The following is a 13448-nucleotide window of genomic DNA, read 5'->3' as shown; positions in this document are numbered from 1 at the left end:
GATAATGACCCCGCCCTGTCATGGGGCGGGGTCATTTTTTATGCGAAGTCGGAAGGCCGATCAAATCGGCTTTGACGGTTGCCGCTATCGGTCACGCTACAGAAACAATAGTCACAAATATTACATAAAAGAGAAATGACGTTGTCACATAAAGGTCATAGTCGCGCCCCGACGCCATGGGGCGGAGGGAGACTATGATGCGACCGATTTTGAAACTGGCGCCTGCGCTGGTGGCTTTGGCCATTCCGGCTGTGGCGCATGCCACGGAGGATGACCAGCTTTGGACCGGCGTTAGCGCCACTGTGAAACTGAGCGACAAATGGCGCTTCTCGCAGGAGGTGATCGCCCGGTTCAGCAACGACCGCGACGGTCTGTACGAGGTCGAGATGAACTCGTTTATCGGCTACAAGGTCAGCAAGAAGGTGACGGTTTGGGCGGGTTATACCCATGATCCGAATTACAATGCCGGTGACTTCTCGGTGATGGAACATCGCGGCCGCCAGCAGGTGACGTTCGACAATATCGTGAAGATCGGTCCCGGCCAGCTCAGCGCCCGCCTGCGCCTTGAAGAGCGCTGGCGCGAAGGCGTCGATGGCACGGCCTGGCGCTTCCGCCCCTATGTCAAATATGTGCTGCCCTTCAAGGAAGGCGGCAAGACCGCGCTGGTGCTGAGCCATGAAAGCTTCATCGACCTTAACACCACCAATTTTCAGCGGGTCGAGGGTGAGGAGCGGATGCGGAACATGATCGCCATCACGACCCCGATCGCGAAGAATGTGAATGCGGAAATCGGCTATCTGCATCAGCATGGCTTCCGTCCGCATGCCGACGACGCCAACGACAATGTGGCGTCGCTTTCGCTGAGCTTTTCCTTCTGATTTTCGCACCGGAGCGGGGGAGGGCGGTGCCTTTCCCCGCCCGACGGATGAAGCGGCGGCGCTCCAGCTTGCCCCTCTGCCCCTCGCGGGCCTATAGGGCGCGCCATGACCAGCGAACCCTTCCGATCGCAACTGGCGGCCCTTGAAAAGCGCGGCCGCCTGCGCCGTCTGGTGCCGCGCGCCGGGCGTGACTTTGCCTCCAACGACTATCTGGGCCTCGCGTCCGATCCGCTGATCGGGCAGGCCGTGGCGGACGCGGTGGCGCGTGGCGTGCCTGTAGGATCGGGCGGCTCCCGCCTGCTGCGCGGCAATGCGCCCGAGCATGAAGGGCTGGAGGCGAAGGCGGCTGCCTTTTTCCGGACGCAGGCGGCGCTGTTTCTCGCCAATGGCTTTGCCGCCAACTGCGCCTTGTTTTCGACATTGCCGCAGCGCGGCGACCTGATCGTCGCGGACGAGTTGATCCACGCCAGCGTCCATGACGGCATCCGTTTGTCCAAGGCCGCCACTATCTTTGCCCGGCATAATGATGTGCAGAGCTTCGCCGACCTGATCACCGCCTGGCGCGAGGAAGGTGGCAAGGGCCGCATATGGATCGCGGTTGAAACGCTTTATTCGATGGACGGCGACACGGCTCCTCTGGCCGATCTCGCAAAACTGGCCGCGCAGCATGACGCGATGCTGATCCTGGATGAAGCGCATGGAACGGGCGTGTTTGGTCCCAGCGGCCGGGGCCTGTCCGCCGGGTTGGACGGGCTGCATAATGTCGTGACGCTTCACACCTGCGGCAAAGCCATGGGCGTGGAAGGCGCACTGATTTGCGGGCCGCAGATCATCATCGACTATCTGATCAACCGAGCGCGCCCCTTCATTTTCTCCACAGCGCCCTCGCCGCTGATGGCGGTGGCGGCGTCGGCCGCGCTCGATCGGATCGAGCAGGCGGATGACTTGCGCGCGCGGCTGAAGACCCTGTGCGTCGATGCCGCCGAAGTCATCTGCGCGCCACTGGGCTTGCCTGCGCCGCGCACCCACATCGTCCCCGTGCTGCTGGGCGAAGACCGACGCACCATGGCCGCCGCCACCGCGCTGCAGGAGGCAGGCTTCGACGTGCGCGGCATCCGACCCCCGACGGTGCCGCCGGGCACCAGCCGTCTGCGCATCTCCCTGACATTGAATGTTGGCCGCGCCGATGTGGCGGCTCTTGGCGAAGAGCTGCAAAGGGTGATGGCATGACGCGCTTCGTCGTCACCGGGACCGATACGGACATCGGCAAAACAGTCTTCGCTGCCGGGCTCGCGGAAGCCCTCGGCGCGCATTATTGGAAACCGGTGCAAGCGGGCGTCGATCCCGAAGGAGACAAGGAAACGGTCGCACGGCTAAGCGGCATCCCCAATGCGCACATCCTGCCGGAAGCCTACCGGCTCACCACCCCCGCTTCGCCCCATCTCGCGGCGCGGGTCGACGGGGTTGAAGTGCGTCTCGACAAGCTCGCCTTGCCCCAGGTGGACGGGCCGCTGGTCGTGGAAGGCGCAGGCGGCGTGCTGGTGCCCGTCAGCGAAACCTTGCTGATGGCCGATCTCTTCGCCCATTGGCAGCTGCCGGTCATCCTTTGCGCCCGCACCGCGCTCGGCACGATCAACCACAGTCTGCTGAGCATCGAGGCATTGCGCAACCGGGGCGTGTCCCTCGCGGGCATCGCGTTCATCGGCGATCCTCATGAGGAGAATGAGCGGATCATCCCTCTGCTTGCCAAAGTGCCAAGCCTCGGCCGTCTCCCGCGCCTCGACCCGCTGGACGCCGCCAGCCTGAAGGCCGCTTTCGCCGAGAATATCCGTCTGCCCTGAAGACGGCCGCAGCCGATTTTGCGCGATTTTCGACAAATGACATGGACTTGTCGCCCTGCGCCGGGTCAATTGCCATGATCGGATCAAGCAAGGGATGCTTCGATGAAAAATCTTCTGATGAGCGCCGCGATTGGCGCTCTGCTGCTCGCGACCAACGCCGCGCAGGCAGACCAGGCGCCGCCTGCCAAGCCGACCTATGGCAGTTACGGCTTTGACGAAAAGGGCATGGACCCCGCCATCAAGCCGGGCGATGATTTCTACCTTCACGCCAATGGCGGCTGGGCCAGGGCCACGCCGATCCCGGCCGACAAGTCCAATTATGGCGCGTTCAACGTCCTTGACGACCTGTCGCGCGAACGCACCCGAAGCATATTGGAGGAGGGGAGGAACGACCCCGCCAGCCGGATCGGCATCGCCTATGCCAGCTATCTGGACGCCCCCACCGTCGAAGCGAAGGGCCTGACCCCCATCAAGCCCTGGCTCGCGAAGATCGCGGCGGTAAAGGATAAGGTAGGGTATGCCCGAGTGGCGGCAGAGGCTGCGCGGGCCGGTATCGCCGGACCCTTCGCCTTCCATGTGGGACAGGATGACAAGGCGCCCGACACCTACATCCTGAACCTCCGCCAATCGGGCCTCGGCCTGCCGGATCGTGACTTCTATCTGCAACCTGACGAGAAGATGGCGGCCATCCGTACCGCCTATGCTGCGCATCTCGAACAGATGCTGACACTGGCGGGCGCGAGCGACGCAAAGGCGCGCGCCACTGCCCTGATGGCGTTCGAAACGGAAGTGGCAAAGGTCCACTGGACCCAGGTCGATAGCCGGGACGCGGACAAGACCTACAACCGCATGACACTCGCCGATTTGCAGAAAGCCGCGCCCGGCTTCGACTTCCCGGCCTATTTCGCCGCCAACGGCCTGAAGCCGCAGGCGCTGATCGTCGCGCAGCCGACGGCGATCACGGGCGAAGCAGCACTGATCGCGCGGACACCGATAGGCGTGCTGAAGGACGCCTTGCTCCTGCGCAGCCTGCACAGCTACGCCACTTACCTCCCCGACCGGATCGCCGACGCCGACTTCGCCTTCTATGGCACCACTCTATCCGGCACGCCGCAGCGCGAAGAGCGGTGGAAGCGCGCCGTCGGTTTCGTGAAAGAGGCGATGGGCGAGGAAGTCGGCAAAATCTATGTCGCCCGATATTTCCCGCCGGAAACCAAGGCGGCAATGGACCAGCTCGTCCAAAATGTGATCGCCGCCATGGGCCGCCGCATCGACGGCCTCGGCTGGATGAGCGATGGCGCGAAGGCACGGGCGCACAAGAAGCTGGCCGCCTTCACGCCAAAGATCGGCTATCCTGAAAAATGGCGGGATTACAGCGGGCTCCAGACGAAGCCGGGCGACCTGTTCGGCAATGCGCTGCGCGCGAACCAATATGAGTTCGACTATCAGATGGGGAAGCTCGGCAAACCCATTTATCGCTGGGAATGGCAGATGACGCCGATGGAGATCAACGCCTATGCGGACTTCTCCATGGTGGAGATCGTCTTCCCGGCCGCCATCCTCCAGCCGCCCTTCTTCGACCCCCATGCCGATCCGGCAGTGAATTATGGCGGCATCGGTGCGGTGATCGGCCATGAACTCAGCCACCATTTCGACGATCAGGGCGCCAAATATGATGAAAACGGCAAGCTCAACCAGTGGTGGAGCGATGCTGATGTCGCTGCCTTCAAGGCTCTGACCGGCAAGCTCGTAAAGCAATATGACGCGTATGAACCGTTCCCCGGCGCGCATGTGAAGGGCGACTTTACCCTGGGCGAGAATATCGGCGATCTGGCAGGCGTTGCGGTGGCGCTAGACGCCTATCATGCGTCGCTCGGCGGCGAGCCCGCGCCGGTGATCGACGGCACCACCGGGGACCAGCGCTTCTTCCTCGGCTGGGCGCAGGTATGGCGGCGCAACTATCGCGAACCCAACCTGCGGCAGCGGCTGGTGACCGACCCGCATTCGCCGTCGCAATATCGGGCGGATACCGTGCGGAATTTCGATCAATGGTACGCCGCCTTCAACCCTGCGCCCGGCAGCAAGCTCTATCTCGCGCCTCAGGATCGGGTGAGAATCTGGTGAACGATGAGGATCAGTAACGATTCTGTCCTGCGATGAGCCGTGATGATGAGAGGGATGAGCTGCGCCGCCCCACGCCGTCATCCCTCAAATCTCACGCTTCGCCGGAACACTCTTTAAACCTCGTGCGCTCTTCCACAGCTTTGAGACATCAAATCGCAAGGAGAAGCATGTTGACGGGTTTTCGTTCATCACTGGTTTTGAAGACGGCAATGGCATCGGTCGCTCTGTTGGCAGCGGCTCCAGTTCTGGCTCAGGGCGCCGCCCCGGCTACGCCCGCGACGCCCGCCACTCCGGCGGCCCCTTCGGCAGCTGCGGGCAAATTCAGCGATGCTGACATCAAGCTGTTTGCGGCAGCTGCGGTCGAAGTGACCAAGATCCAGTCCGACGCGAGCATCGCTGATTCGGAAAAGCAGCCCAAGATGCTCGCCGCATTGCAGGCATCGGGCATCGCACCGGAAAAGTTCAATGAGATCGGCCAGGCCGCAGCCGCCGACCCGGCGTTGCAGCAGCGTATCCAGGCCGCCGCGCCTGCGACACCGGCGACGCCAGCCGCCCCTGCTGCTCCGGCCGCCCCGGCCAAGTAAGCGGAGCGCATAATATAGGGGAGGGTGCTTGGCCTGAAGCTTGGGCTAATCTAAGCGTCTCGCCATGACCTCCCCTATATGGCACCCCTTCACCCAGCACGGCCTTAACGAGCCCATCCCGCATGTCGTTCGTGCGGAAGGTGCGTTGTTGCATCTGGTGGATGGCGGCACGCTCATCGACGCCATTTCCAGCTGGTGGGTGACGACGCATGGCCACTGTCACCCCCGCATCGCTGCGGCCATCGCGGCGCAAGCCGGGCAGCTCGACCAGCTGATCTTCGCAAATTACACGCATGAGCCCGCCGAAGAGGTTGCGCGCGGCCTGATCGAACTCGCCCCCCGCGCGGAAGGACGCGACCCACTCGCCTATGTCTTCTATTCCGACAGCGGATCGACCTCCGTCGAAGTCGCGCTGAAGATGGCGCTCGGCTACTGGCACAATCGCGCGCTGGATGGTTTGTCCGCACCCCGGCATCGCATACTCGTCCTTGAACATGGCTATCATGGCGACACGATCGGCACGATGTCTGTTGGCGAGCGCGGCGTGTACAACGCCGCATGGGCGCCTTTGCTGTTCGATGTCGGCATCATTCCCTTCCCCGCGCCGGGTACTGAGCAACAGACGCTCGACGCGCTGGAAGCGGCTTGCAAGGAGCATCCGGCGGCCTTCATCGTTGAACCTTTGGTGCTGGGTGCTGGCGGGATGCTGATCTACTCGCCTGCCATTCTGCGGCAGATGGCGGAAATCTGCGCGCGGCATGATGTCCTCTTCATTGCCGACGAGGTGATGACCGGTTGGGGCCGTACTGGCACCATCTTCGCTTGCGAGCAGGCGGGCGTCGTGCCGGACATCATGGCCGTTGCAAAAGGGATCACCGGCGGCTCCGTCCCGCTTGCGGCGACGCTGGCCACGGCCCGCATATTCGACGCGCACAAGTCGCAGGACCGGGCACGGCTTTTCTACCATTCGTCCAGCTATACGGCGAATGCCATCTCCTGCGCAGCGGCGGCGGCCAACCTCGCCATCTGGCGCGAGGAGGATGTGCTCGGCCGCATCGCCGCGCTTGAACAGAATATGACGGAGCGACTCGGCAGGCTCGCGCTTCATCCCGCCTTCGAAAATGCCCGGCAGCTTGGCACGATCGTGGCGATCGACCTCATCGCGCAGGACGCAGGCTATCTGTCCGACCTCGCTCCCCGCCTCCGCGCCTTCTTCCTTGATCGGGGCATTTTGCTGCGTCCTTTGGGCAACAGCATCTACCTGATGCCGCCCTTTTGCACTGATGTGGATCAGCTGGATCACATCTTTGCGGCCTTGTCGGAAGCAGGCGATGTATTCGGCGTAACAGCCTGACTTTCATTTTCCGCATTTTGCCGCTATGGCGGCGCGATTTTTGGTTTCCCCAGGATATTATGGCAAAAGAAGAACTGCTTGAAATGCGCGGACAGGTTGTGGAGCTTCTCCCCAACGCCATGTTCCGCGTCCGGCTTGAAAATGATCACGAGATCCTTGGCCACACGGCGGGCAAGATGCGGAAAAACCGCATCCGCGTGCTGGTGGGCGACGAAGTGCTGGTCGAACTGACCCCCTACGACCTGACCAAGGGTCGGATCACTTACCGCTTCAAATAAGCCGCTTTTTCGATGCGGCTTATCCTTGCTTCGGCTTCTCCCAGACGGTGTGAACTTCTGGGTCAGATCGGCGTGCGTCCTGATGCTGTGGACCCTGCCAATCTCGATGAAGCCCCTTTGAAAGGCGAATTGCCCGCCGCCTATGCCGCGCGAGTGGCCGCTGAAAAGGCTGCGCTGGTGGCTACCCGTCATCCCGGCGCACTAGTGCTTTCAGGCGATACGGTCGTCGCGGCAGGCCGCCGCATCCTGCCCAAGGCAGAGGCGGAGGACGAAGCGCGAGCCTGTCTTTCGCTGCTCTCCGGCCGCCGCCACCGCGTACTGAGCGCCATCACGCTCATCGATGGCGAGGGCAGGGCAAGGCACCGCCTTTCCACCAACATCGTCACCTTCAAACGTCTGGAGCGCGCCGAGATCGATGCCTATATCGCCAGTGAAGAATGGCACGGCAAGGCAGGCGGCTACGCCATCCAAGGCCGCGCCGCCGGACTTATCCGTGCGATACAGGGCAGCCATAGTGCGATCATGGGCCTGCCCCTTTACGAAACCCGCGCGCTGCTCAAGGCAGCGGGCTATCCACTGGACTGACCGACATGGCCGAATGGCTCTATGAAGAAGGGATTGGCGAAGCCCGCGCCGCGCTGATCGAAAAGGGCCGTTTGGTCGAGGCGCAGATCGAGCGTGAGGGCGATGGCGCCCGCGCCGGTGCAGTCATGCAGGGCAAGCTCGTCCGCACCATCATCCCCAAGAAGCGCGGCATCGCCCGCCTGATCTCGGGCGAGGAAGTGCTGGTCGAACCCATCCCGCCAAAAACCGCAGAAGGCGCTACCGTCTTTCTCGAAATCCTGCGCGAAGCCATCCCGGAGGAAGGCCGCCCCAAGCTGGCCAAGGCCCGCATCGCCCAGCCGGGTTCCAAGGTGCATCCGGCCCCCAGCCTCCTCCAGCGCCTGCGCGCCACTGGCCTGCCCATCACCCCATACCCCGCCCATGGCGAGGATCGCTTCGAAGCCCATGGCTGGAGCGAATTGATGGAAGAGGCGGTGTCCGGCGAGATCGGTACGGAGGAAGCTGCGCTCCGCATCTTCCCGACGCCCGCGATGATCCTGATCGACGTAGACGGATCGCTGCCGCCCGCGAAGCTCGGCCCCAAGGGCGCGAAACTGGCGGCGCAGGCGATCCGTCGCATGGGTCTGACCGGGTCGATCGGTATCGACCTGCCGACCATGAACAACAAGGATGAGCGCGCTGTCGCCTCGGCGCAGATCGACAAATATCTGCCGCTCCCTTTTGAGCGTACGGCGGTGAACGGCTTCGGCTTCGTCCAGGTCATCCGCCGCCGCGAGCGGATGAACCTCATGGAGTTGTTGCGGGCTGATCCGATCGAAACGACGGCTCTCGCATTGCTGCGCCGTGCCGAACGGGAAGGCAATGGCGGGCCGGTGACGATCACCGCCTCGCCCCCCATCATTGACCGCCTGTACAAGGCGACCGACTGGCTGGAGCAACTCGCCCGCCGCCGTGGCGGCGCCGTCAGCTTGAAGGCGGACCCGGCCCTTGCCATATCGGCGGGCCATGTCGCCTAAATCATCCTCCTGCCCGATCTGTGGCCAGCCAGCCCATCCCGACACGCGGCCTTTCTGCGGAAAGGCCTGCCGTGACCGCGACCTGCTGCAATGGCTGGCCGAAGGCTATTCCGTCCCCGGAACCCCCGCCGCCGACGAGATGAAAAAAAGCGACCATGATGGGGTGGACAACCCCCCGGATTGATGCCTATAGGCACGCCTCTCAACGCCGCCGGTGGTCCTCCCCGGCGCTCGTGCCCGGGTAGCTCAGTTGGTAGAGCATGCGACTGAAAATCGCAGTGTCGGCGGTTCGACTCCGTCCCCGGGCACCACTAAATCACTGAAAATAAATATTTATTCTCGCGAATTGCCCGGACCTATGGCAACGCGTGTGAACTCTGTGAGTTTGCAGAAGTCGTTTTCGATGAGATGACGCCATCGGTACGTCTCTGCGTCGAGCGGGACGGGAATAGCGCGGCGCGCAGTCGCTGATTCTTTACATCATGATACGGAGCGCTGACCCAAAGAGGCGATAGGGGGACGGGGTCGAAGATATGCGCCCCGATCACCGACAATGCGACCCCGCTCGTCGCGCCGAGGAAGCTCGCCGCCGCCACACCCATTTCTGTCATGGTCGCCTCATGTTCCGGCGGAAGATTCACCACTCGGGACAGGAGCCTGACGCCGAACCAGCTCGCGCCAATCAGGGAAATTCCGGCCAGTCTCAGGCCCAGATCCTGTCGTAAGCTTGTCTTCCTGGCCTGCATGGCGCCCTCCATCGTGGCGGCATGGGACTTACGGATCGGCGCATATGCTTTCGAGCGGCCGGATTTCCGATCGCCATAGTATTTTCATAGCATTTGGAGGGCGGAGGGCGGGCCGGGCCTAGTCCGCCATCAGCCGGTAGCCGATGCCGAGTTCATTGACGATCATCGACGGCCGCGCAGGGTCCTTTTCCAGCTTCTGCCTCAAATTGCGCACGACGATTCGCAGATAGTCTATCCGGCGATCATGATCGTGCGGCCAGGCGGCTGCCAGAATCCGCTGATGCGTGACGACGCGGCCGGGATGCATAGCCAGCTGGGTGAGGACCTCGAACTCCTTGCGGGTCAGATGCACCTCGTCGCCGTCACGCATGATGCGCCGATTGGCAAGATTGATTTCCACAGGGCCGGACTGGACCACGGGTGCGGCGCCCTGCGCCGCCACGCGCTCGCGCAGCGCGGCACGAAGGCGGGCGAGCACTTCCTCGCTATCGAAGGGCTTGGTGACATAGTCATGCGCGCCCAGATCGAGTGCGGCGACCTTTTGCTCGGTCGCTTCGCGGGCAGACACGACGATGATGGGTGCGGCCACCGCAGCTTTGAGCAACTGAACAATCTCCAGACCATCACGATCGGGCAAGCCCAGGTCCAGGAGGATGGCGTCAGGTTTGGTCCGCCGGGCCTCGTCCAGCGCTTGTGCCGCGTTCACCGCTTCGGCGACGTCATAGCCTGCGCGCGTCAACGTACCGTGCAACAGACGCCTGATATGCACTTCATCGTCTACGACGAGAATCCGCTGGCTGCTCATATATTCTGGTCCTGCTCCGTAGCGCGGGTGAGGAGGGATTCAGGGAAATGCAGGCTGAACCGCGCGCCTTTGCCATCTGGCCGATTACCCGCATCCACATTCATGCCCATCGCCTCGGCGAAGCCCTTCACGATGGCAAGCCCAAGGCCCGTGCCGCTGACCGACCGATCGGACCCCTCCAGCCGCTTGAACGTCTCGAATACCTCCTTCTCCTGTCCGGTGGGAAGTCCTGGCCCCTCGTCCAGCACCGACAGGATGAGTTCGCGGCCGGAAAGTTCGGTGCGGATCGTGATCGCTGTGCCGGGGTCGCCATAGCGGCCGGCATTGTCGAGCAGATTGAGCAGGCAATGATGGAAAAGCTGGGCATCGACATTGACGAGCGGCAGGTCAGGGGGGACGTCAAGCTTGATCGGATGCCCCTCCAGCGATCGGCGCGTGTCATGGACTGCCCCGCCCACTGCGTCGGTCAGGTCCACCGGCTCGATATGCAGGCGCAGCGCTCCCGCTTCTACCCGCGCCATGTCGAGCAGGTTCGCCACGAAGCGATTGAGCCGCACGGCCTCGCTCTCGATCGTGTCGAGCAGGGGATCGCCGTTGCGCTGGCGCAACTCGGCCGCCGCGCCCAGGATCGCCGTCAGCGGCGTGCGCAGGTCATGGCTGACGGAGGACAGCAGCGCGGCGCGGAGCCGATCGCGCTCGCGCACCTTGTCGACATCGCGCATCTCGCTTTCCAGGCGCAGCCGTTCCAGCGCGAGCGAGGTCTGGTCCAGCAGGCTGGTGAGCAGCGGAAGCTGGTCCGAACGGATCGGATCGCTGCCATCGTCGCGCGCCAGGCCCATGACGGCCAAAATATGCTCTCCCGCGCGCAGCGGCTGAAACTGCCAATCCGATGCGGCAAGGCTGCCCGTGCCACGCCCGGCAGGTTGGCCGGTGTCCAGCACCCACTGCGCGGCGGCTAGCTCCATCGTTTCCACATTGATGCCCGGTTCACTTGCGGCTTGAACGACCAGACCCGTTCGATGTCGTTCCAGGATAAGCACGCGGAGTTTGAGCAGGCGGCCGATCTCCTGGCAGGCGGTTCGCCCTACTTCCTCCCGGTCGCCGAGCGCCGTCAGTTGCCGCAAATAGCCAGCGAGTGCGGCGTTGGTCCGCGCGCTGGAAGCGGCGAGGTCTGCCTGCGATCGAACGCGGGAGGTCAACTGGCTGGTGACGATCGCCACGCCCAGCAGGACGAAGATGGAGATGACATTTTCCGGATTGCTGATCGTCAGCGTGCCGGTGGGCGGCAGGAAGAAGAAATTATAGGCAAGGCTGGACGCGATCCCGGCAAACAGCCCGGTGCGCAGGCCGAACAGGCTGGCGGCGACCATGACCGGCAGCAGATAAAGCAGGCCGACATTGCCCAGGTTGAGGATGTGGAAAAGAGCCGATCCAAGGGCTGTCACGCCAACGACCAGCAGCGCGGTCCAGAGATATCCGGCGGGCTTGCCCCAATGGTTCAATTGGCGTGTGCCAGCAGGGCTGGCGGGGGCGCTTTCATCCAGCGGCAAGACATGGACCGCCACGCCCGGCGTTTCGCGCACTAGCCGATCGACGATCGAGCCGTGCCGGAACTCGAACCAGCGCGACCGGATGGATTTACCGACAACCAGCTGGGTCGCGCGCGCCTCGTCGGCATAGCTTTTGAGGCCTTCGAACACCGTGGAGGCGGGCACTGTGGCGACTGTCGCGCCCAGACTGGAGGCCAGGTTGAGCGCCGAGGCTATCCGGCGCATTTCCGGCTCGCCGAAATATTGCGCGCGGGGCGTTTCGATATGGACGACGCTCCACGGCGCGCGGGCGGCGTCGGATATGCGCTTGGCCGCGCGCACCAGCGCCTCGGCGCCGGGCAATTCGCTGACGGCAACCAATATGCGCTCGCTGCCTGCCCATGTGCCGCCGAGCGCCTGAGCCCGAAGATCCTCCAGCATCTGCGTATCGACAGCCTGCGCGGCCCGGCGCAGCGCCAGTTCGCGCAGCGCCGACAGATTGGTCTTGGAAAAGAAATGGGCAAGGGCGCGGGTCGCCTCCTGCGGGAGATAGACCTTACCCTCCTTCAGCCGCTCGATCAGTTCGGCCGGCGGAATGTCCACGACCTCGATCTCAGCCTGTTCCAGAATGCCGTCGGGCACGGTCTCCCGCACGCGCACGCGGGTGAAGGAGGCCACGACGTCGTTCAGGCTCTCCACATGCTGGATATTGAGTGTCGAATAAACGTCGATCCCGGCGTCAAGCAGTTCCTCGACATCCTGCCACCGCTTGGGATGACGGCTTTCGGGTGCATTGGTGTGGGCCAGTTCATCGACGAGCGCCAGCACCGGTCGGCGGTCCAGCAGGCCGTCGATGTCCATCTCGGTCAGGGCGTGCCCCTGATAGTCGATGGAGCGGCGCGGGAGGATTTCCAATGCCTGCGTTAGCGCCTGCGTTTCGACACGGCCATGTGTCTCGACGACACCGACGACGACATCGACCCCCACTTTCTGCCGGGCCGCGCCCTGCACCAGCATTTCATAGGTCTTGCCGACGCCGGGCGCCGCGCCGAGAAATATCTTCAGCCTGCCTCGACCCTCCTGCGCTGCGGCGCGCAGAAAGGCTTCCGGGGTAGGCCGATCCCGTTGGTTCAACGCGTGCTGCCGCCAAGCTGGTCAAGCTGTCGGTTCAGCGCCAGCACATTGACGCGCGCCTCACCCAGAAAGCCCAGCAACGGGCGTTCGACATTGCGGCTGACAAGATCGCGCACCCGCCGTTCGTCAAGCGCGCGAACGCGGGCGACACGGGACACCTGCGCCATGGCGGACGCAGGCGACAGGTCGGGGTCCAGGCCGGAACCGCTGGTCGTGACGAGGTCGGCCGGAACTGGTCCGGCAACACCCTCGGCGCGCCGCTTTTCGACATCGGCCTTCACGCGATCCGCCAGCGCCCGGGAGGTCGGGCCAAGGTTGGAACCAGCGGAGGCGAGGCCATCATAGCCCTTGCCCGCCGCCGAAGGACGCGTCTGGAAATAGCGGTCGGCGGTGAAGGCTTGGCCGATCACGTCCGATCCGATCACCTGGCCCCTGTCATCGCGGATCAGGCTGCCATTGGCGGCGCGGAGGAAGATCGCTTGTCCAATACCCGTCATGGCGAGAGGATAGGCGATCCCGAGCAGAATGGCGAACAGGATCGTCATGACGATTGCCGGACGCAGTGAAGAGAGGATGTCCTTGCCCATCAAATGTT

The 13448-nt window shown here is 63.5% G+C and carries 13 protein-coding genes, 1 tRNA gene and 1 pseudogene; 11 read left to right on the top strand and 4 right to left on the bottom strand.

Features of this window, described 5'->3' with window-relative positions; all coding sequences use genetic code 11:
* Positions 1 to 197 precede the first annotated feature (197 nt).
* From ACZ5YV_RS10865 to ACZ5YV_RS10815, 11 genes are all read left to right on the top strand, one after another.
* Positions 198 to 878, top strand: a complete 681-nt coding sequence (locus tag ACZ5YV_RS10865; protein ID WP_464789205.1) for a DUF2490 domain-containing protein — start codon at positions 198 to 200, stop codon at positions 876 to 878.
* A 105-nt stretch (positions 879 to 983) separates the two neighbouring features.
* On the top strand, positions 984 to 2108 hold the full coding sequence (locus ACZ5YV_RS10860) for an 8-amino-7-oxononanoate synthase (RefSeq protein ID WP_464787630.1): 1125 nt from the start codon (positions 984 to 986) through the stop codon (positions 2106 to 2108).
* Positions 2105 to 2719 carry a dethiobiotin synthase gene (bioD, locus tag ACZ5YV_RS10855; protein WP_464787629.1) on the top strand — a complete coding sequence of 205 codons (615 nt, stop codon included), beginning with the start codon at positions 2105 to 2107 and terminating at the stop codon, positions 2717 to 2719. Before ACZ5YV_RS10860 ends, bioD begins: the two co-directional genes overlap by 4 nt.
* Before the next feature lie 102 nt (positions 2720 to 2821).
* The gene (locus tag ACZ5YV_RS10850) at positions 2822 to 4843 is read left to right on the top strand and encodes a M13 family metallopeptidase (protein WP_464787628.1); all 2022 of its coding nucleotides are present in this window, start codon (positions 2822 to 2824) and stop codon (positions 4841 to 4843) included.
* A 167-nt stretch (positions 4844 to 5010) separates the two neighbouring features.
* Positions 5011 to 5427 (top strand): DUF4168 domain-containing protein, encoded by a 417-nt coding sequence (locus ACZ5YV_RS10845; protein WP_464787627.1) that lies wholly within the window; start codon positions 5011 to 5013, stop codon positions 5425 to 5427.
* Positions 5428 to 5491: 64 nt separating this feature from the next.
* Positions 5492 to 6781, top strand: coding sequence for an adenosylmethionine--8-amino-7-oxononanoate transaminase (locus ACZ5YV_RS10840; protein ID WP_464787626.1), 1290 nt, complete (start codon positions 5492 to 5494; stop codon positions 6779 to 6781).
* A 59-nt stretch (positions 6782 to 6840) separates the two neighbouring features.
* The gene (infA, locus tag ACZ5YV_RS10835) at positions 6841 to 7059 is read left to right on the top strand and encodes a translation initiation factor IF-1 (RefSeq protein ID WP_003049127.1); all 219 of its coding nucleotides are present in this window, start codon (positions 6841 to 6843) and stop codon (positions 7057 to 7059) included.
* Between the two features lie 12 nt (positions 7060 to 7071).
* Positions 7072 to 7644 (top strand): Maf family protein, encoded by a 573-nt coding sequence (locus tag ACZ5YV_RS10830; protein ID WP_464787625.1) that lies wholly within the window; start codon positions 7072 to 7074, stop codon positions 7642 to 7644.
* A 5-nt stretch (positions 7645 to 7649) separates the two neighbouring features.
* Positions 7650 to 8639 (top strand): ribonuclease, encoded by a 990-nt coding sequence (locus tag ACZ5YV_RS10825; protein WP_464787624.1) that lies wholly within the window; start codon positions 7650 to 7652, stop codon positions 8637 to 8639.
* Positions 8629 to 8823, top strand: a complete 195-nt coding sequence (locus tag ACZ5YV_RS10820) for a DNA gyrase inhibitor YacG (RefSeq protein WP_464787623.1) — start codon at positions 8629 to 8631, stop codon at positions 8821 to 8823. The genes ACZ5YV_RS10825 and ACZ5YV_RS10820 overlap by 11 nt, the downstream gene beginning before the upstream one ends.
* Before the next feature lie 51 nt (positions 8824 to 8874).
* Positions 8875 to 8950, top strand: a tRNA-Phe gene (locus tag ACZ5YV_RS10815).
* A gap of 49 nt (positions 8951 to 8999) precedes the next feature.
* On the opposite strand, the pseudogene ACZ5YV_RS10810 reads toward ACZ5YV_RS10815, so the two are convergent.
* The 4 genes and pseudogenes from ACZ5YV_RS10810 to kdpC all read right to left on the bottom strand — a co-directional run.
* A pseudogene (locus ACZ5YV_RS10810) lies at positions 9000 to 9095 on the bottom strand (IS5/IS1182 family transposase); the annotation flags it as partial.
* A gap of 408 nt (positions 9096 to 9503) precedes the next feature.
* Complete coding sequence (locus tag ACZ5YV_RS10805) at positions 9504 to 10190, bottom strand: response regulator (protein ID WP_464787622.1); 687 nt, start codon at positions 10188 to 10190, stop codon at positions 9504 to 9506.
* Entirely contained in the window at positions 10187 to 12853 is a 2667-nt protein-coding gene (locus ACZ5YV_RS10800; protein WP_464787621.1) for a DUF4118 domain-containing protein, read from the bottom strand. Before ACZ5YV_RS10800 ends, ACZ5YV_RS10805 begins: the two co-directional genes overlap by 4 nt.
* Positions 12850 to 13440: a potassium-transporting ATPase subunit KdpC gene (gene kdpC / locus ACZ5YV_RS10795; RefSeq protein ID WP_464787620.1), complete on the bottom strand. Its 591-nt coding sequence runs from the start codon at positions 13438 to 13440 to the stop codon at positions 12850 to 12852. Before kdpC ends, ACZ5YV_RS10800 begins: the two co-directional genes overlap by 4 nt.
* Between the last annotated feature and the right edge of the window lie 8 nt (positions 13441 to 13448).

It is taken from the genome of Sphingobium sp. TomTYG46 (assembly GCF_055396345.1).
This window is presented reverse-complemented; position numbering and strand designations above follow the sequence as displayed.

Bases quoted from the DNA above. Each gene is read 5' to 3' on its own strand.
- ACZ5YV_RS10850 (WP_464787628.1), top strand. From the start codon at position 2,822: ATGAAAAATCTTCTGATGAGCGCCGCGATTGGCGCTCTGCTGCTCGCG.
- ACZ5YV_RS10830 (WP_464787625.1), top strand. From the start codon at position 7,072: ATGCGGCTTATCCTTGCTTCGGCTTCTCCCAGACGGTGTGAACTTCTG.
- infA (WP_003049127.1), top strand. From the start codon at position 6,841: ATGGCAAAAGAAGAACTGCTTGAAATGCGCGGACAGGTTGTGGAGCTT.
- ACZ5YV_RS10805 (WP_464787622.1), bottom strand. From the start codon at position 10,190: ATGAGCAGCCAGCGGATTCTCGTCGTAGACGATGAAGTGCATATCAGG.
- kdpC (WP_464787620.1), bottom strand. From the start codon at position 13,440: ATGGGCAAGGACATCCTCTCTTCACTGCGTCCGGCAATCGTCATGACG.
- ACZ5YV_RS10840 (WP_464787626.1), top strand. From the start codon at position 5,492: ATGACCTCCCCTATATGGCACCCCTTCACCCAGCACGGCCTTAACGAG.
- ACZ5YV_RS10860 (WP_464787630.1), top strand. From the start codon at position 984: ATGACCAGCGAACCCTTCCGATCGCAACTGGCGGCCCTTGAAAAGCGC.
- ACZ5YV_RS10845 (WP_464787627.1), top strand. From the start codon at position 5,011: ATGTTGACGGGTTTTCGTTCATCACTGGTTTTGAAGACGGCAATGGCA.
- ACZ5YV_RS10825 (WP_464787624.1), top strand. From the start codon at position 7,650: ATGGCCGAATGGCTCTATGAAGAAGGGATTGGCGAAGCCCGCGCCGCG.
- ACZ5YV_RS10820 (WP_464787623.1), top strand. From the start codon at position 8,629: ATGTCGCCTAAATCATCCTCCTGCCCGATCTGTGGCCAGCCAGCCCAT.
- ACZ5YV_RS10865 (WP_464789205.1), top strand. From the start codon at position 198: ATGCGACCGATTTTGAAACTGGCGCCTGCGCTGGTGGCTTTGGCCATT.
- bioD (WP_464787629.1), top strand. From the start codon at position 2,105: ATGACGCGCTTCGTCGTCACCGGGACCGATACGGACATCGGCAAAACA.